General features: G+C 73.1%; 14 protein-coding genes, 1 rRNA gene and 1 pseudogene. 4 read left to right on the top strand and 12 right to left on the bottom strand.

The features are described 5' to 3' along the window. Positions 1-420: 420 nt before the first annotated feature. Positions 421-2,223, top strand: coding sequence for a glycoside hydrolase family 15 protein (locus tag ACH4F2_RS26145; protein WP_398135293.1), 1,803 nt, complete (start codon positions 421-423; stop codon positions 2,221-2,223). A 257-nt stretch (positions 2,224-2,480) separates the two neighbouring features. Then, positions 2,481-4,115, top strand: coding sequence for a PucR family transcriptional regulator (locus ACH4F2_RS26140; protein ID WP_398135175.1), 1,635 nt, complete (start codon positions 2,481-2,483; stop codon positions 4,113-4,115). Positions 4,116-4,125: 10 nt separating this feature from the next. Here ACH4F2_RS26140 and ACH4F2_RS26135 read toward each other — a convergent pair whose 3' ends face one another. From ACH4F2_RS26135 to ACH4F2_RS26110, 6 genes and pseudogenes are all read right to left on the bottom strand, one after another. After that, positions 4,126-5,271, bottom strand: coding sequence for a glycosyltransferase family 4 protein (locus tag ACH4F2_RS26135; protein ID WP_398135174.1), 1,146 nt, complete (start codon positions 5,269-5,271; stop codon positions 4,126-4,128). A gap of 218 nt (positions 5,272-5,489) precedes the next feature. Beyond that, positions 5,490-5,827: pseudogene (locus tag ACH4F2_RS26130) on the bottom strand (hypothetical protein); the annotation flags it as partial. 51 nt (positions 5,828-5,878) lie between these two features. After that, the gene (gene recN, locus ACH4F2_RS26125) at positions 5,879-7,597 is read right to left on the bottom strand and encodes a DNA repair protein RecN (RefSeq protein WP_398135292.1); all 1,719 of its coding nucleotides are present in this window, start codon (positions 7,595-7,597) and stop codon (positions 5,879-5,881) included. 222 nt (positions 7,598-7,819) lie between these two features. Beyond that, positions 7,820-8,725: an NAD kinase gene (locus ACH4F2_RS26120; RefSeq protein ID WP_398135173.1), complete on the bottom strand. Its 906-nt coding sequence runs from the start codon at positions 8,723-8,725 to the stop codon at positions 7,820-7,822. Continuing rightward, positions 8,722-9,537 carry a hemolysin gene (locus tag ACH4F2_RS26115; RefSeq protein WP_398135172.1) on the bottom strand — a complete coding sequence of 272 codons (816 nt, stop codon included), beginning with the start codon at positions 9,535-9,537 and terminating at the stop codon, positions 8,722-8,724. The genes ACH4F2_RS26120 and ACH4F2_RS26115 overlap by 4 nt, the downstream gene beginning before the upstream one ends. Positions 9,538-9,544: 7 nt before the next feature. Further along, the gene (locus ACH4F2_RS26110) at positions 9,545-9,820 is read right to left on the bottom strand and encodes a hypothetical protein (protein WP_398135171.1); all 276 of its coding nucleotides are present in this window, start codon (positions 9,818-9,820) and stop codon (positions 9,545-9,547) included. Positions 9,821-9,862: 42 nt separating this feature from the next. Here ACH4F2_RS26110 and ACH4F2_RS26105 point away from each other — a divergent pair, with 42 nt between their 5' ends. Then, positions 9,863-10,210, top strand: coding sequence for a sterol-binding protein (locus ACH4F2_RS26105; RefSeq protein ID WP_398135170.1), 348 nt, complete (start codon positions 9,863-9,865; stop codon positions 10,208-10,210). Here the strand turns inward: ACH4F2_RS26105 and ACH4F2_RS26100 are convergent. From ACH4F2_RS26100 to ACH4F2_RS26085, 4 genes are all read right to left on the bottom strand, one after another. Further along, on the bottom strand, positions 10,194-11,081 hold the full coding sequence (locus ACH4F2_RS26100) for an ABC transporter ATP-binding protein (protein ID WP_398135169.1): 888 nt from the start codon (positions 11,079-11,081) through the stop codon (positions 10,194-10,196). The two genes, ACH4F2_RS26105 and ACH4F2_RS26100, sit on opposite strands and share 17 nt — an antisense overlap. Continuing rightward, on the bottom strand, positions 11,078-12,115 hold the full coding sequence (locus tag ACH4F2_RS26095; RefSeq protein WP_398135291.1) for a FecCD family ABC transporter permease: 1,038 nt from the start codon (positions 12,113-12,115) through the stop codon (positions 11,078-11,080). The genes ACH4F2_RS26100 and ACH4F2_RS26095 overlap by 4 nt, the downstream gene beginning before the upstream one ends. A gap of 68 nt (positions 12,116-12,183) precedes the next feature. Further along, the gene (locus ACH4F2_RS26090; RefSeq protein WP_398135168.1) at positions 12,184-13,230 is read right to left on the bottom strand and encodes a FecCD family ABC transporter permease; all 1,047 of its coding nucleotides are present in this window, start codon (positions 13,228-13,230) and stop codon (positions 12,184-12,186) included. Positions 13,231-13,322: 92 nt separating this feature from the next. Beyond that, positions 13,323-14,360, bottom strand: coding sequence for an HAD hydrolase-like protein (locus tag ACH4F2_RS26085; protein WP_398135167.1), 1,038 nt, complete (start codon positions 14,358-14,360; stop codon positions 13,323-13,325). A 72-nt stretch (positions 14,361-14,432) separates the two neighbouring features. Between ACH4F2_RS26085 and ACH4F2_RS26080 the strand changes: the two genes are divergently transcribed. Beyond that, on the top strand, positions 14,433-15,725 hold the full coding sequence (locus ACH4F2_RS26080; RefSeq protein WP_398135166.1) for a DUF1015 domain-containing protein: 1,293 nt from the start codon (positions 14,433-14,435) through the stop codon (positions 15,723-15,725). Positions 15,726-15,791: 66 nt separating this feature from the next. On the opposite strand, the gene ACH4F2_RS26075 is transcribed toward ACH4F2_RS26080, so the two are convergent. Further along, entirely contained in the window at positions 15,792-16,535 is a 744-nt protein-coding gene (locus tag ACH4F2_RS26075) for a tetratricopeptide repeat protein (protein WP_398135290.1), read from the bottom strand. 1,315 nt (positions 16,536-17,850) lie between these two features. After that, positions 17,851-17,945: ribosomal RNA gene (gene rrf / locus ACH4F2_RS26070) — 5S ribosomal RNA — on the bottom strand; the annotation flags it as partial.

The raw sequence follows: 17,945 nt of genomic DNA, 5'->3' as shown, positions 1-17,945 counted from the left end.
TCTCCCACCGGTCCACGGGCTACCAGCGTATCAGCGCCTCGGGGCGGCGGCTTCCGGCCACCCTCCGCGCACGCTCCGGTACTCAGACGCGCGGCTCACCGTTTCCTCACCCGGTGGTCACCCTTTCGGCGGACCCGGGTTGCCCGGAGCGGCACACAGATCATCTACGTGCGTCGTATCCTGCTCGGACGTTCGCTGCCGAGCCCACCCGGCGACGTGGCACCACCCCTCGCCCGTCAGCACCGGAACAACGAGAGCTCGTCAGTTCGTTGAGCGACAATTGTCGCTTGCGGCACAGTGTTTGGCTTCGCGGCCGGACGGCTGCTTTGCTTCATGACTCAACGACGCATGACACACCCCTTGACCGCACCAGCGACCGCCCCCATGCGGGGTGACGTGGCCGTTCGACTGGAGTTGCACGTGGCCGGGCGCATCGAAGACTACGCACTCATCGGAGACATGCAGACCGCTGCCCTGGTCTGCCGGGACGGCACAGTCGACTGGCTGTGCCTGCCCCGCTTCGACTCGCATGCCATCTTCGCCGGTCTGCTGGGCACCGGGGAACACGGCTTCTGGCGGATGGGCCCCGCCTACGCCCCCGGCGCCGAGCCGCCCACCGCGGCCCGGCGGACCTACCGCGGCGACTCGCTGATCCTGGAGTCCGAGTGGGACACCCCGCGCGGCACGGTCCGAGTGACCGATTTCATGCCGCCGCGCGACGGCGCGCCGCAGCTGATCCGCATCGTGGAGGGCGTCTCCGGCCGGGTGCCGATGCGCTCGGAGCTGCGGATGCGGTTCAGCTACGGCCGCGTCGTCCCGTGGGTGCACAAGCACGAGGGCCGCACGGTGGCCGTCGCCGGCCCCGACTCCGTGTGGTTCGACACGGAGGTCGAGACCTACGGCAAGGCTCTCACCACGTACGCGGACTTCACGGTCGCCCCGGGTGACCGGATCGCGTTCACCATCTCGTGGGAGCCCTCGCACAAGGAGCCGCCGCCGCTGCCCGAGCCCGAGCAGTCCCTGGAGGCCACCGAGGGCTTCTGGCGCGACTGGGTCGAGCACTGCACGTACCACGGGCCCTACCGGGAGGCCGTGGTCCGCTCCCTGATCACGCTGAAGGCCCTGACGTACGCGCCCACCGGCGGCATCGTCGCCGCGCCCACCACCTCCCTGCCGGAGGACATCGGCGGCGTCCGCAACTGGGACTACCGCTACACCTGGCTGCGCGACGCGGCGATCACCCTCTCCTCGCTGCTGCGCACCGGCTACCGCGAGGAGGCCCGCGCCTGGCGCGAGTGGCTGCTGCGCGCGGTCGCCGGCGACCCGGAGAACCTGCAGATCATGTACGGCATCGCCGGTGAGCGCGAGCTGGGCGAGGCCGAGCTGGACTGGCTGCCCGGCTACGAGGGCTCCACGCCCGTCCGGGTCGGCAACGGCGCAGCCCACCAGCTCCAGCTCGACGTCTACGGCGAGGTCACCGAGGCCCTGCACCTGGGCCACATGACGGGCCTGGCCCGCAACGACTACGCCTCGGTGCTCCAGCTCAAGCTGATCCGCTACCTGGAGGACCACTGGCAGGAGCCGGACGAGGGCATCTGGGAGGTGCGCGGCCCGCGCCGCCACTTCGTGCACTCCAAGGTGATGGCCTGGGTCGCCGTCGACCGGACCATCAAGCTGATCGAGTCCGGCGACGCCGACGGTCCGCTGGAGCGCTGGAAGCAGCTGCGCGACGACATCCACCGCGACGTGTGCGAGAAGGGCTACGACAAGGAACGCAACACCTTCACCCAGTCCTACGGCTCCCAGGAGCTGGACGCCTCGCTGCTGCTGATCCCCCAGATGGGCTTCCTGCCACCCGACGACAAGCGGGTCATCGGCACCATCGAGGCCATCCAGCGTGAGCTGTCCACGTCGGACGGCTTCATCCTGCGCTACCCGACGGAGGGCGGCGACGAGGGCGTCGACGGCCTGCCCGGCGACGAGGGCGCCTTCCTCGCCTGCTCCTTCTGGATGGCCGACGACCTGGCGATGATCGGCCGGGTGGACGAGGCCAGGAAGCTCTTCGAGAAGCTCCTGTCACTGCGCAACGACCTGGGCCTGCTCGCCGAGGAGTGGGACCCCCGCCTGCAGCGCCAGGTCGGCAACTTCCCCCAGGCCTTCAGCCACGTCCCCCTGATCGACACGGCGCTGCGCCTGACGGCGAGCGGGGCGTACGGAGGCTGACGGACCGGCCTGCCCGCTGCGGGCAGCCGTGCGCAGCTGCGGGCAGTCGCGCGCAGCTGCGGGCAGTCGTGCCTTCCCCAGGGGCGGCACGGGTGGGCGCGGCGGCACCCCGAGAGCGCCGGGCCGCGCGGACCCACCCCGCCCCGCTCCCACGCCGGACACGCCACTGGCACCGGGCACCGGGCACCGGGCACCGGGCACCGGGCACCGGGCACCGAGGATGTACCCGCCCCCACACCGCGGGTACCGTCCGCTGCATGACCACCCCCAGCGCACCCCCGCCCTCGGGGATCACCGTGCAGCGCGCCCTGGAGCTCCCCGGCCTCCGCAGCGGCCTGCCGGAGATCCTCGCCGGCGCCGACCGCCTGCACCGCACCGTGCGCTGGGTGCACGCCGGTGAGGTCCCCAACATCGCCTCCCTCCTCAAGGGCGGCGAGCTCCTCCTGACCACGGGCTACGGCCTCGGCACCCGCCCCGCCGAGCAGCGCGCCTTCGTCCGCACCCTCGCCGAGCGCGGCATCGCGGCCCTCGTCATGGAACTCGGCCCGCGTTTCACGAGACTCCCCGCGACCCTCGTGGACACCGCCCGTGCTGCCGGGCTGCCGCTGGTCCAGCTGCACCGCGAGGTGCCCTTCGTGACGGTCACCGAGGAGATCCACACCGAGATCGTCAACGGCCACTACGCGCTGCTCCAGCGGGCCGAGGAGGTGCACCGCCGCTGCACGGAGGCTCTCCTCGGCGGCGGCGGAGTGCCCCAGGTGCTCGGCATCCTGGCCGGCTTCGGCGACAACCCGGTCTTCCTGGAGACCACCGACGGCCGCCTGCTGTACGCCGCCGGCTCCGGGCCCGAGGGCGCCGACCCGCTCCAGGTGTGGGAGGGGCTGCGCGGCCCGCACAAGGACGCCCCGCCCCCGGCGGGCTCGGTCCTGGTGGACGTGCCCGGCGGCGGCCCCGGCGCCGGGCCGGTGCGCGCACGGCTCGTCCTGCTGCCCGTACGGTCCCCGCTGGCGCCGGTGCACCGGATGGCGGCGGAGCGGGCGGCCGGCATCCTCGCCGTGGTGCTGATGCAGGCACGGCAGGAGGAGGAGCTGGCGGCGCGCGGGCGCGGTGACTTCCTCACCGACCTCGCCGAGGGCCGCATCACCGCGGAGGGCGCCCCGGCTCAGGCGCGCGTCCTGGGCTTCAAACCGGGCGCCGGCCCGCTGCTCCCCGTGGTGATGCGGCTCGGCGACACCCTGTCCCCCGCCGGCGGCGGCTGGGCGGTGCTGGCGCGCGCGGTCGCCGAGGAACTGGCCTCGGTCGGGGTGCCGGTCCTGCTGGGCGTACGGCCGGTGGAGGGGCGGGTGCCGCTCCTGCTGGGCCTGCGTTCGGAGTCGGAGCGGGCTGCTGTCGCGGACCGGGTCGCGGCGGCGCTGCGGGCGGGCGTGGAACGGGCCGGTATGCGGCAGCCGGGGGCGCGGCCACCCGTCGTGGTCGTCGGGGTGGCCGGCGGCTGGGCGGCGGCGTCGGCCGGACTCAGGCACGCGGCGGAGACGGCGACCGCGGCCCAGGGCCTCACCGACCGGCCCTGGTACGACGCCCGGCGCCTCGACATCGATCTGCTGCTGTGGCGGCTGCGCGACCATCCGGACCTCTCGGCCTTCGTGGACCGGGCGATCGGCCCCCTCCGCGACCACGACAGCCGCTCCAAGCCGCCCCTGTTGCCCACCCTCCAGACGTACCTGGCGCACGCGGGGCGCAAGGCGGAAACGGCGCGGGAGCTCCACCTCAATCGGCAGACGCTGTACAACCGGCTGGCGAGGATCGGGGAGTTGCTGGGCACGGACCTCGACGACCCGCACACCGTCCTGGCATTGAGCCTGGCGCTGCGCGCACGTCGGCACGTGCCCTGACAAAGCGCGCTCACAGCAGTGGCGTGGGCTGCGTCAACTCGTCGTAGACACTGAGGACCTGGGCGACGGTCTCGTCCTCGGTCGGCCAGGTGGCCGCCTGCCGTACGCCCCTGTCCCTGAGCTCCTCGCACCGCCCGGGTTCGGCGAGGAGCCGGACGACGGCGTCCGCGAGGGCCTGCGCGTTCCCGGCCGGGACGAGTTCGGCGGCGTCGCCGACGAGTTCGGGAATGCCGCCCGCGTCGCTCGCGACGAGCGGCACACGCGCGTGGAGGGCCTCCTGGGCGAGGACGGAGCGCGCCTCCCGACGGCTCGGCAGCAGGGCGAGATCGGCCGCCCCCAGCAGGTCGGTGACGTCGTCGCGGCTGCCGATGAGCACCACCGGCAGCCCCTCGTTCTCGATCCGCCGCTGCAACTCACCGCGCAGGGGCCCTTCCCCGGCGACGACGACCAGGGGTACCGGGTCGAGGCCGCGCCACTCTCGCGCGGCGTCGAGCAGGACGTCGTACCCCCGGTGCCGCTCCAGGGAGCCGACGGCGATCAGCAACGGGCGGCCGATGGCGCCCAGTTCGGCCCGGACCTTCGGGGGCCGGCGGTCGGGGTCGTCGGGCTCGACCGCCCGGCACGGGCGCGCTGGGAGCGCGACGGGGCCGAGCCGGGCGTCCCGCGCGCCCGTGCTCCGCGCCCGGTCGACCAGCTCCGAGGTGGCGCCGAGCACCACGGTGGCGGCCTTCATCACCCGGCGTTCCAGCACGCGCAACAGTTGGGCGCGGGCTCCCTCGGCGGGTACCCGGTCGTGCCAGGTGACGACGAGCGGAGTGCGGATCCGCCGCCCGCCGAGGGCCAGCGCGGCACGGAACGAGGCGTGCAGCCCGTGCGCGTGCACCAGGTCGGCGTCCGAGCACACCGCCCGCAGCGCGGCCACGGAGACGGGATCACTGCTGCGCGGCACGTGCACGTGGCCGGCGCCGGCGCCCGTGAAGTCGTAGGTGCGTTCCGCATCGGAGGGGGCGCACACCGTCACTTTCACGCCCCGCGCGACGAGCCCCGCGGCCAGCGAGCGCACGTGTGCGCTGCTGCCGGCGTTGCCGCCGCCCAGCACCTGCACGGTGCGCAGCGGCGACTGGCCGTGCGGTGAGTGGCTGCTCACGGGGGTCACGTGGCCGGGAACTCCTGGTTCAGCGGGGGGGCGGTCACGAAGAACGTACAGAAGGACGGTGCGGGCAGGGCGCGCCGCGCGGTTCCCGCGCGCGTCACTCCGTCAAGGATGCCAGGCCGTACGGGTGTTCCGGGAACGACGACCCTCGCGAAAGGGGGCCTTCGGGGCAACGGGACAAGGCCGGTTCACTCACACGAGTGAGCGTGCCGCCGTTTCGCTCACCTTCCCTCGCACGATGCCGCGGCCACGAAAGCCACGGCGTGCGCGGCGAGCCCGGCACGTCCGTTACCGGCCGCCGTCGCGACGCCCAGGGTCGCGCCCAGTGCGTGCGCTCCCGTGTCACCGGGCATCGTGCGCTCGGCGAGGTCGTCGGGGAGTACGGCCGCGGCGACCCCATGGCGACGGCCGTCTCCGCTCGGGGTCCCTTGCGCAGCGGTCCCGGCGCCCCGAGCGCGAGGACCGACGCGCCGGCCGGCCCGGGACGTACGTCCACGAGGTTGGCGAAGTGCGCGGCTCCGGCGATGACGACACCCGCGAGCACCTTGGAGCCGGTCCGGCGACTGCGGTTGACCATCCGGCCACCCTACGGGCGCCGGGGGCGGCGCCCCTACTCGTCCGCCCTGGCTGTCGCGAGCAGTTCCTCCGCGTGAGCCCGGGCCGTCTCCGAGTCCTCCTGGCCGGCCAGCATCCGGGACAGCTCCCGGATCCGCTCCTCGCCCTCCAGCACCTTCACGCCGGACCGGGTCACCGACCCGTCGTCGGTCTTCTCCACGAGCAGCTGCCGGTCCGCGAACGCGGCCACCTGCGGCAGGTGCGTGACGACCACGACCTGCGCGCTCTTCGCCAGCCGCGCCAGGCGCCGCCCGATCTCCACGGCCGCCTTGCCGCCGACACCGGCGTCGACCTCGTCGAAGAGGTACGTCGGCACCGGGTCCGTGCCCGCGAACACGACCTCCACGGCCAGCATCACGCGCGACAGCTCACCGCCGGACGCACCCTTGGCGATCGGCCGCGGCGGCGCCCCCGGATGCGGGGCGAGCAGCAGCTCGACCTCGTCGGCACCCGACGGCCCGTACGCGACCGTGCGCCCGCCGACCTCCACGCCCTCCGGGTCGTCGCTCTGCCGGATCGCGAACGACACGCGCGCGTGAGGCATGGCGAGCGAGGCCAGCTCGGCGGTCACCGCGGCGGCGAACCGCTCGGCCGCCTCCGTCCGCGCGTCGGTCAGTGCCTGCGCCAGCCCGCCCAGCTCCACCCTGAGCGCGTCCCGCTCCGCGGTCAGCTCGCCGATCCGCTCGTCGTCGCCGTCCAGCTCGGTCAGCCGCGCGGCGCTCTGCTCGGCCCAGGTCAGCACGGCGGCGACGTCCTCGCCGTACTTCCGCGTCAGCGCGGTGAGCGCGGCCCGCCGCTCCTCGACGGCCGCCAGGCGCAGCGGGTCGGCGTCCAGGTCGTCGGCGTATCCGGCGAGCTCCCCGGCCACGTCGCGCAGCAGGATCCCGACCTCGCCGATCCGCTCGGCGAGCCCGGCCAGCGCCGGGTCGTAGGACCGTACGGCGTCCAGGGCCCGCTGTGCGCCCGCGACGAGCGTCGCCGCGTCCACACCCTCGGGGTCCTCCGGATTCCCCGCCAGAGCCGCGTGGGCGGCCGTGGCGGCCGACGCGAGCGCCTCGGCGTGACCCAGCCGCTCCGCCTCCTGAGCCAGCTCCACGTCCTCACCGGCGCGCGGCTCGACGGCCGACACCTCGTCGAGGCCGTAGCGCAGCAGATCGGCCTCCTGGGCGCGCTCACGCGCGCGCGTGGTGATCTCCTCCAGCTCCGTGGCGACGGCCCGCAGCCGCCGGTAGGCCCCGGCGTACTTGGCGAGCGGCCCGGCGACCGCGTCACCGGCGTACCGGTCCAGTGCCTGCCGCTGCCGGGACAGTTTGAGCAGCCCCTGCTGGTCGGTCTGCCCGTGCACGGCCACCAGTTCGTCGGCCAGCTCGGCGAGCACCCCCACGGGCACCGACCGCCCGCCGAGGTGCGCGCGCGACCGCCCTTCGGCGGACACGGTACGGCTGATCAGCAGCGCCCCGTCGTCCAGCTCGGCCCCGGCCTCCTCTGCCCTGACGGCGACAGCGGCGCCTCCGGGCACGGCGATCCGCCCCTCGACGACCGCGTTCTTGGCGCCGATCCGCACGAGCGCCGCGTCCGCGCGTCCGCCCAGCAGCAGCCCCAGGCTGGTGACCACCATGGTCTTGCCGGCACCCGTCTCACCGGTGACAGCGGTGAACCCGGGCGACAGCTCGACAACGGCGTCGTCGATGACTCCGAGCGACCGTATCCGCATCTCCTCAAGCACGCACCGACCATACGAGGTTTCGCCCGTGCTGTGCGACGCCACCCCACCCGACCGGGGCAGCCGCAGGGCGTCACCTGCCGACGGGCCACTCGTTACACGAGTACTGCTCCCCGCTGTCGGGGGGATGGTCCGGTCGTATCCGTACTCGACGAGTTCCGGATACGTTGCTCCCCGCCGACGCGGGGATTCGCGCGCCGCGCCGAGTCACGCCTAGTGCGGCGCCCCGCGCCACCCAGATACCGGCAACGCGAACTTCGCGACCAACCGGTCGGTGAACGATGCATGGTGCAACCGAGCCAACCGCACCGGGACCGCCCCCCGCCGTACCTCGACCCGCGCCCCCGGCGGCAGCTCCACCGTGCGCCGCCCGTCGCACCACAGGACCCCCGGCGGGACGTGCGGCAGCACCTCCACCGCCAGTACCGAATCGGGCGAGGTCACCAGCGGCTTCGCGAACAGCGCGTGCGCACTGATCGGCACCATCAGCAGCGCCTCGACCTCGGGCCACACCACCGGCCCGCCGGCCGAGAAGGCGTACGCCGTCGACCCGGTCGGTGTCGACAGCACGATGCCGTCGCAACCGAACCCGGTCACCGGCCGGCCGTCGATCTCCAGCACGACTTCGAGCAGCTTCTCGGCGCCGGCCTTCTGCACGGCGGCCTCGTTCAGCGCCCAGTCGGTGTGCACGATGTCGCCGTTGCGGTGCACGACGACGTCGACGGTCATCCGCTCCTCGACCTCGTACGCCCGGCTCACCACCCGGTCGACGACCTTGTCGAGGTCGTCGCGCTCGGCCTCCGCGAGGAAGCCGACCCGGCCGAGGTTGACACCGAGCATCGGCACCCCGGACGCGCGGGCGAACTCGGCGCCGCGCAACAGCGTCCCGTCACCGCCCAGCACGATGAGCAGCTCGCACCCGTCGAGGCACTGCGTGGTGGCTTCCCCGGCCAGCTCCACCTCGTCCGGCAGCGGCAGGTCGCGCGCCTCGGCCTCCAGGACGCGCACGCCGAGCCCGGCGTGCAGCAGCCCCTTGACCACGAGCTCCGCGCTGCGGATGGCCGCGGGACGCCCGGTGTGGGCGAGCAGGAAAACAGTACGCGCTCGGTTCTGTGTCAACTCGGCCCCTCCGCCACTGCGCGGTCAACGTCGGCCGGGTCCAGTTCGTCGGCCCCGGCCCGCAGCCACAGAAAATACTCGACGTTCCCGGAGGGACCCGGCAGCGGACTGGCGCTGACCCCCTTCACGCCGAGCCCCAGCTCCCAGGCCTTCTGGGCGACTCCCCGTACGGCCTCGGCCCGCAGCTGCGGGCTGCGCACCACTCCCCCGCTGCCCAGCCGCTCCTTGCCCACCTCGAACTGCGGCTTCACCATCATCACCAGGTCGGCGTCCGGCCGGGTGCACCGCACCAGCGCGGGCAGCACCAGTCCGAGCGGGATGAAGGACAGATCCCCCACGACAAGGTCCACCGGCTCCCCATCGATCGCGTCCGGCGTCAACTCGCGTACGTTCGTACGGTCCTTGACCGTGACGCGTTCATCCTGCCGGAGAATCCAGGCGAGCTGTCCGTACCCGACGTCGACGGCGACGACGTGCGCGGCGCCCGCCCGCAGCAGTACGTCGGTGAAACCCCCGGTGGACGCGCCGGCGTCCAGCGCCCGCCGCCCCTCGACGACGAGCCCCCGCGGGACGAACGCCGACAGGGCACCGGCCAGCTTGTGGCCGCCGCGCGAGACGTAGTCGGGGTCGCTGTCGTCGGTGGTCACGACGATCGCGGCGGCGGTCTCCACCTGCGTGGCGGGCTTGGTCGCGACGATCCTGCCGACGGTGACCCGCCCGGCGGCGATCAGCTGGCTCGCGTGCTCGCGCGAGCGCGCCAGCTTGCGGCGGACCAGCTCCGCGTCGAGACGGCGGCGTGCGACTCCTGCCACGTTCGGTTCAGCTCCTGTTTTCGTGTTGCGATGGGGGCACCGGAGGTCCCGGGCGGGCGTCGAGCGCGGTGAGCGCGTCACGCAGCCCCCGGTGTACATCCTCGTACACCTCGACGTGTCCGTCCGTGGGCAGGTGGTCGGCGTCGGCCAGCCGCGCCAGCCGGGCGTCCACCTCGGCGTTCCCGGTGGGGGCGCGGGGGACGTCCAGGGGGGCGGGCGCGGCGGGCTCGTACGCGGGGCGCGCCTCCTCCGCCTCCTGGGGCTCCGGTACTGCGTCGTTCATGCCCCGACGCTACCGCGTACCGCTGCGGTACGGTCGGTCCCGATGGCGACGACTGAGGAGTGCCGCGCCGCACTCGAAAAACTCTCGGAAAACATGCGGGGCGCCGAAGGGGACGTGCGGTCGGCCACCGAGCTGGACCGCTCGGTGAGCTGTCACATCACCGACCTGGACGTCACCTTCGCCGGACGCATGGCGGACGGCCGGATCGACGTGCGCGAGACCTTTGCGGGGCCGCCGCGCGAGAAGGCCGAGATCAGGCTGGCGATGACCGGCGACGACCTGGTGGCCCTGGTCGACGGCGAACTGAACTTCGCCAAGTCCTGGGGATCGGGCCGGGTGAAGCTGGAGGCGGGTCTGCGGGACCTGTTCCGCCTCAGGAAGCTTCTGTAGCCGCCACCTTCTCGAGCTTGGCGCTGCCCCCGCCGCGCGCCTTGCGTGCGGCCGGCACCACCAGCGGCGTCCCCGTCTCGGGATCGTCGATCACCTGGCAGCTCAGCCCGAAGACACGCTCGACGAGTTCGGCCGTGACGATGTCCTTCGGCGCGCCCTCCGCGATGACCTCTCCGGCGCGCAGGGCGATGAGGTGGGTGGCGTACCGGGCGGCGTGGTTGAGGTCGTGCAGGACGGCCACGAGCGTGCGGCCCTGCTCCTCGTGCAGTTCCGCGCACAGGTCGAGCACGTCTATCTGGTGCTGGATGTCCAGGTACGTCGTCGGCTCGTCGAGCAGCAGCAGCGGGGTCTGCTGGGCGAGCGCCATGGCGATCCACACACGCTGGCGCTGACCGCCGGAGAGCTCGTCCACGTAGCGGTCGGCGAGTTCGGAGATGCCGGTCTGGGCCATCGCCTCCTGGACCACCCGCTCGTCCTCGGTCGACCACTGGCGCAGGATTCCCTGGTGCGGGTAGCGGCCGCGGCCGACGAGGTCGCCGACGGTGATCCCGTCCGGCGCGATGGACGACTGCGGCAGCAGGCCGAGGGTCCGCGCGACCTGCTTGGCGGGCATCGACTGGATGACCGACCCGTCCAGCAGCACCCGGCCCCGGGTGGGCTTGAGCATCCTCGACAGGGCCCGCAGCAGGGTGGACTTGCCGCACGCGTTCGGTCCGACGATCACCGTGAAGGAGTTGTCGGGTATCTCCACCGACAGTTTCTCCGCGATGACCCGCTGGTCGTAGGCGAGGGTGACGTTCTCAGCGGTCAGGCGGTTCACGTTGCTCCTTTGGTTGTTCAGCCCGCTGCGGATGCCGGCGCCGGCGCTCATATCCGGCCGGCCTTGCGCTCGGTGACCAGCAGCCACAGCAAGTAGACGCCGCCGAGCACGCCGGTGACCACGCCGACGGGCAGCTGGTCGGCGCCGAAGGCCCGCTGCGAGATCCAGTCGGCGCTGACCAGCAGGGCGGCGCCCATGCACAGGGACGGCAGCAGGTTGGGGCCCGGCGAACGGGTCAGGCGCCGGGCGAGCTGCGGCGCGGTGAGCGCGACGAAGCTGACCGGCCCCGCGGCGGCGGTGGCCGCGGCGGTGAGCAGCACGGCCGCCACCATGAGCAGCGCCCGCACACGCTCGACGCGCACTCCGAGGGCGTACGAGATGTCGTCGCCCATCTCCATCATCCGCAGCGCCCGCCCGTTGGTGAGGACGAGCGGGACGAGCACGGCGCACAGCCCGAGCAGCGGCCAGACCTGGCCCCAGTCGCGGCCGTTGAGGGAACCGGTCATCCAGACGACGGCGCGGGAGGCGTCGACGATGTCGGCCCGGGTGAGCAGGTAGCCATTGACCGCCGTGACGATCGCGGACATGCCGATACCGACCAGGACCAACCGGTAACCGTGCACACCCCGCTTCCAGGCGAGCAGGTAGATGGCGAGACCGGTCACCAGGCCGCCCACGAGCGCGCCGACGGTGACCTGGGCGGAGCCGCCTGAGAACAGGACGATCATGGTGAGGGCGCCGGCCGTCGCACCCTGCCCGAGGCCGAGCACGTCCGGGCTGCCGAGCGGGTTGCGCGAGATGGCCTGGAACAGCGCACCGCCCAGCCCGAGCGCGGCGCCGACCAGCAGCCCGACCAGGACCCGCGGCAGCCGCAGTTCGTTGACGATGAACTCCTGACCGGCGTTGCCCTCGCCGGCCAGGGTCTTCAGCACGTCACCGGCCGGTATCGGGAAGTCGCCGGTGCCGATCAGCACCACGCTCGCGGCGAGCGCGACGACCAGCAGCAGGACGACGACGGCCACGGTCCGGACGTCGAGGCGGAACGAGAGCCCGCCCGGGCTGCGCAGAGCTCGGTTGGCCTTCACGGGCTTCCCGGTCCTTGCCGTCTTCGCGGTCTTCACGGTCCTGGCCGTCTTCGCGGCCTTCACGGTCTTCACAGCTGGGCCGTCCTCCGCCGTCGTACGAGATAGATGAAGACGGGCCCGCCCAGGACTGCGGTGACGATGCCGACCTGGAGCTCCGAGGGCCGTGCGACGATCCGGCCGAGGACGTCCGCGCCCAGCAGCAGCACGGGCGACAGGATCGCTGCGTACGGCAGGATCCAGCGCATGTCGGGCCCGGTGAAGGAGCGGACGATGTGCGGAACCATCAGTCCGACGAACACGATCGGTCCGCAGGCGGCGGTCGCGGCCCCGCACAGCACGGTCGCCGCGAGCATGGACAGCGCCCGGGTGCGGTTGAGGTTGGCGCCGAGGGCCCTGGCCGTGTCGTCACCCATCTCCATGGCGTTGAGCGGCCGGGAGAGCGCGAGGGCGAGGACCGTACCCACCACGAAGAACGGCAGCACCTCCTTGATGGTGCCGTTCGTCGCCGAGGAGAGTGAACCGACCGTCCAGAAGCGCATCCTGCCCAGCGCCGCGTCATCCATGATCATCACGGCCTGGAGGTAGCCGAAGAGCGCGGCACTGATCGCGGTGCCGGCCAGCACCAGCCGCACCGGTGTGGCCCCCCGGCTGCCGCCCAGGAACCACACCAGCGCACCGACCCCCGCCGCACCGGCGAAGGCGAACCACACATACCCGGTCAGGGAGGTGACGCCGAGGAAGGTGATGGCCGTGACGACCGCCGCGGAGGCACCCGCGTTGATGCCGAGCAGGCCTGGATCGGCGAGCGGGTTACGGGTGAGCGCCTGCAGTACGGCTCCCGCGAGGCCGAGCGCGGCGCCGGCGAGCAGACCGAGCACGGTCCGCGACAGCCGCTCGCTCACGACTACGTCGCCGTACGTGCCCGAGTCGTGGAACAGGCCGTGCCAGACCTGCGCCAGGGACAGGTCCTTCGCGCCGATCGCGATGCTCGCCAACGTGATGAGCACCAGGACCGCCACGGAGACGGGCAGCCCGACGGCACGCAGCACACGGCGCTTCGGGGGCGGCGCGGGGGCGGTCTCCGCGCGCTGTTCGGGGGGACTGTCGACCAACACGCAGTTAGGTTAGCCTACCCTGCCAATCGATCACGATCCCGAGGATCATCCCCGGCTCGGCCCGCGGCGGGGCCCCTTCCCCGTACGACGGCTCACAACCCCAGTCGCGCCAACGCCTTTCCCGAGTCGAGCTCGCACCCTGCTTCCCCGCCCGCGGTCCAGGCCGCCGCGCACAGCGCACGCAAGCCGTCCAGAGCCGGGCCCTCGCCCTCCAGCCGGAGCCGCTCCTCGCCGGCCGTGGCGGTCCAGCCGCCGCAGCGGAATCCAGCGCCCCCGCCTCCGTCTTGCGTGACGTCCGGCTGCCCGGTGAGCAGCCCGCGCAGATCGGCGTCCACATACGTCGGCCGGTGCTGCGGCGGCGCGGCCAGCAACTGCGCCCCGTCGGTCACGCCGGTCAGGACGAGCAGCGAGTCGACCTCCCCGTTGAACGCGCCCTCGATGTCCGTGTCCAGCCGGTCCCCGACCACCAACGGCCGCTGCGCGCCGGTCCGCAGGATCGTCTCCCGGTGCATGGGCGGCAGCGGCTTCCCCGCGACCTGCGGATCGGCGCCGGTGGCGATCCGGACGACCTCCACCGCCGCGCCGTTGCCAGGTGCGATTCCCCGGGCGCCCGGGATCGTCAGGTCGGTGTTGGAGGCGTACCAGGGCACGCCGCGCGCGATGGCGTAGCAGGCCTCGGCGAACCGCCCCCACGGCAGCTCGGGCCCGCCGAACCCCTGCACGACCGCCGCCGGATCGTCCTCCGCAGACTCCACCGGCTCCAGGCCGCGCTCGCGCAGCGCCACCCGCAGCCCCTCGCCGCCGATCACCAGCACCCGCGCACCCGACGGCACCTGCTCGGCGATCAGCCGGGCCACCGCCTGCGCCGACGTGATGACGTCGTCGGCACCCGTCGGTATGCCCAGCTCGGTCAGGTGCGCGGCCACGGCGTCGGGGGTGCGGAGCGCGTTGTTCGTGACGTACGCCAGTCGCATGCCGCCCGCCCGGGCCGCGGCGAGCGAGTCGACCGCGTGAGCGATCGCGTTCCCCCCGGCGTACACCACGCCGTCGAGGTCGAGCAGCGCCGTGTCGTACGCCTCGCTCAGGCCCCGCCCACTGCTCTCGGGCCTCGTCCTGACGCTCCGGCTCATGTGGCATCGCTCCTCGTTCGACGGCTTTCCCCCGATCATCCCCCATGCCACTGACACACGTACGATGCCGGGATGAACACTGCAGGTCACCCGGAAGCAACGGCGCGCCGGGGCCTGGAACTCACCCCGTTCCGAGGTCTCCGCTACGACCCCGACCGGGTCGGCAGCCTGGCCGCCGTGACGTCCCCGCCCTACGACGTCGTGGTCCGCCCCGACGGCCTGCTCCACCTCGAGTCGGCCGACCCGCACAACATCGTCCGCCTGATCCTGCCCCAGGCCGCCACACCCGAGGCCCGCAACGAACAGGCCGCCCACACCCTGCGGCGTTGGCTGGCGGAGGGCGTACTGACCGCCGACTCCGAGCCGGGCCTGTACGTCTACGAACAACGCGACGGCGACGGCATGCTGCAACGTGGCATCATCGGCGCCCTACGCGTGTCGGACCCCTCGGAGCAGGTCGTCCTGCCGCACGAGGACGTGATGCCGCACGTCGTCGCCGACCGCGCGGCGCTCATGCGGGCCACCTGGGCGAACCTCGAGCCCCTGCTCCTCACCTACCGCGGCAACGGCGCCACGGCGGCCACGACCACCGTCGTGGAACGCACCGCCGCACGGCCGCCGCTGCTCGCGACGACCACGGAGGACGGCTTCTGCCACCGCCTGTGGTCGGTCACCGACCCCGACGACCTGACGCGCGTCCGGTCCGAGCTGGCCCGGCACCAGGCCCTCATCGCCGACGGCCACCACCGCTGGGCGACCTACCGCACGCTCCGCGCGGAGCACCCCTCCCCCAGCCCGTGGGACCACGGCCTGGTCCTCCTGGTCGACACGGCCCGCTACCCTCTCCGGGTCCGCGCCATCCACCGCCTGCTGCACGGCCTTCCGGTGGGTGACGCCGTGGCCGCCCTGGACGGCCACTTCCGCGTCCGCCGCCTCGACGCGTCACTGGCCCGGTCCATGGACGCCCTCGCCGAGGCGGCCGCATCGGGCAACGCCTTCGTGCTCGCCGGCGACGGCGCCTTCCACCTCGTCGACCGGCCGGACCCCGGCCTGCTGGCCCGCACGGTCCCCACCGACCGCCCGGAGGCCTGGCGCACCCTGGACGCCACCGTCCTGCACGCCACGCTCCTCGCCCACGTCTGGCACATCCCCGACGACTCCGCGGCCCACATCTCCTACATCCACGACACGGCGGCCACCGTCGAGAAGGCGGAACGCGGCGGCGGTACGGCGGTACTGATGCACCCGGTCCGCGAGGAGGTCGTCCGCGACCTGGCCCAGCAGGGCGTCACGATGCCCCGCAAGTCGACGTCCTTCGGCCCGAAGCCGGCCTCGGGCCTGGTGCTGCGCGCGCTGGACCTGTGACATGACACGACGGAGGGGCGGGACCGTGTGCCGGTCCCGCCCCTGCGTCGTCATGTTCCGGACGCGTCAGTCCTTCTCGCCGTTCTCGTCCTCGACGGCGGGACCCGCCACGTCGCCCTCACCCTCGTGCTCGTCGAGGGCGTCCATGAACTCGACGCCGTCCAGCTCCGCGAGCCGGTCGGAGGCGTCCGTGCTGCCGTCCCGGTCGGACTCCACGGCCTTCGCGAACCACTCCCGTGCCTCCGGTTCCCGGCCGGCGGCCAGCAGGGCGTCGGCGTAGGCGTACCGCAGGCGGGCGGACCACGGCTGTACGGAGCTGGATGCCAGCTCGGGGCTCTGCAGCGTCACGATGGCCGCGTCCAGCTGCCCCATGTCCCGCCGGGCGCCGGCCGCTACGAGCCGCATCTCGACCTGGCCTGCCTTGTCCAGCTTGTGCACCTCGGGGGCACCGGCCATGTCCAGCGCCTTCTCCGGCCGGCCGAGCCCGCGCTCGCAGTCGGCCATGACCGGCCACAGCTCGACGGACCCGGTCATCCGCCGCGCGGCCCGGAACTCGGCCAGCGCCTCGCTGTACTTCTGGTTGGCGTACGCGGCGAACCCACCCGCCTCCCGTACGGCGGCGACACGGGACGCCAGACGCAGGGCCACCTTGGAGTAGCCGTACGCCGCCTCCGGGTCCTCGTCGAGAAGCCGGGCGACCATCACCAGGTTCCTGGCGACGTCCTCCGCGAGCGTCTTGGGCAGGCTCTGCAGCTCCTGCCGTACGTCCTTGTCGATCTCGTCGCCCGTGACCTCCTCGGGGATCGGCAGGCGCTTGATCGGCTCCCGGTCCCGGTCCCGCTCCTCACGGAAACGGCCACCGCCGCCGGGCCGGTCGTCACGTCCACGGAACCCACCGGGGCGCCCGCCCCGGTCGTCGCGCCGGGGCCCACGCCCCCCGCGGTCGTCCCGGCCGCGGAAACCGCCACGGTCGCCACCGCGGCTGTCGTCACGCCGTCCGAACCCGCCACGCTCACCACGGTTGTCGTCACGACGGTAGGACGGACGGTCACCGCCACGGTCACCGCGATCGTCCCGACGCAAGGACGGACGGTCACCACCCCGGTCGTCGCGCCGATCGTCCCGACGGTCATCACGACGGAAGGGCGGACGCTCGCCGCGGTCATCGCGACGGAAGGACGGACGGTCACCACGGTCATCGCGACGGAAGGAGGAACGGTCACCGCCACGGTCACCGCGATCGTCCCGACGGAAGGACGGACGGTCACCACCCCGGTCGTCGCGCCGATCGTCCCGACGGTCATCACGACGGAAGGGCGGACGGTCGCCACCGCGGTCACCGCGATCGTCACGACGGAAGGACGGGCGGTCACCACCCCGGTCACCACGGTCATCGCGGCGGAAGGGCGGACGGTCGCCACCGCGGTCATCACGGCGGAAACCACGGTCCCCGCCCCGGTCACGGTCGTCACGACGCCCGTACGCACCACCACGGCTGTCCTCACGACGGTCATCCCGTCGGTCGTCACGCCGGAAGCCGCCGCGCTGCCCACCGCGGTCGTCGCCACGGTTGTCGTCACGCCGACCGAAGCCACCCCGCTCGCCACGGTCATCACGACGGAAGGGCGGACGGTCGCCACCGCGGTCACCGCGATCGTCACGACGGAAGGGCGGGCGGTCGCCACCGCGGTCACCGCGATCGTCACGACGGAAGGGCGGGCGGTCGCCACCGCGGTCACCGCGATCATCACGACGGAAGGACGGACGGTCGCCACCGCGGTCATCACGACGGAAACCACGGTCCCCGCCCCGGTCACGGTCGTCACGACGCGGCCCGCGGTCACTGTCGTCGCGGCGGAACCCGCCGCGCTCACCACGGTCGTTGTCGCGACGGAAACCGCCACGGTCCCCGCGCTGACCGCTCCGGTCACCGCGGTCACCACTGTCCCGTCGCCGCTGATCGCGCTCCGGTCGGTCGTCGGGAGAGTTGGTGGACATCGGTGACTCCTGTCTTCGGTACTGCAAGTCATTCTCGCGCAGTCGGGTACCCGGTGCGCCCTGGAAAAACAAAAGGACCCTTGGTCCCCAGCTGAACGCTGGGGACCAAGGGTCCTTTCCAAAGATTGTTCGGCGGCGTCCTACTCTCCCACAGGGTCCCCCCTGCAGTACCATCGGCGCTGTAAGGCTTAGCTTCCGGGTTCGATATGTAACCGGGCGTTT

Origin of the sequence: Streptomyces sp. NPDC017890 (assembly GCF_044328675.1) — a bacterium.
Classification (GTDB): Bacteria; Actinomycetota; Actinomycetes; order Streptomycetales; family Streptomycetaceae; genus Streptomyces.
Note: the sequence above shows the minus strand (reverse complement) of the source record. Positions and strands in the feature narration are given on the sequence as shown.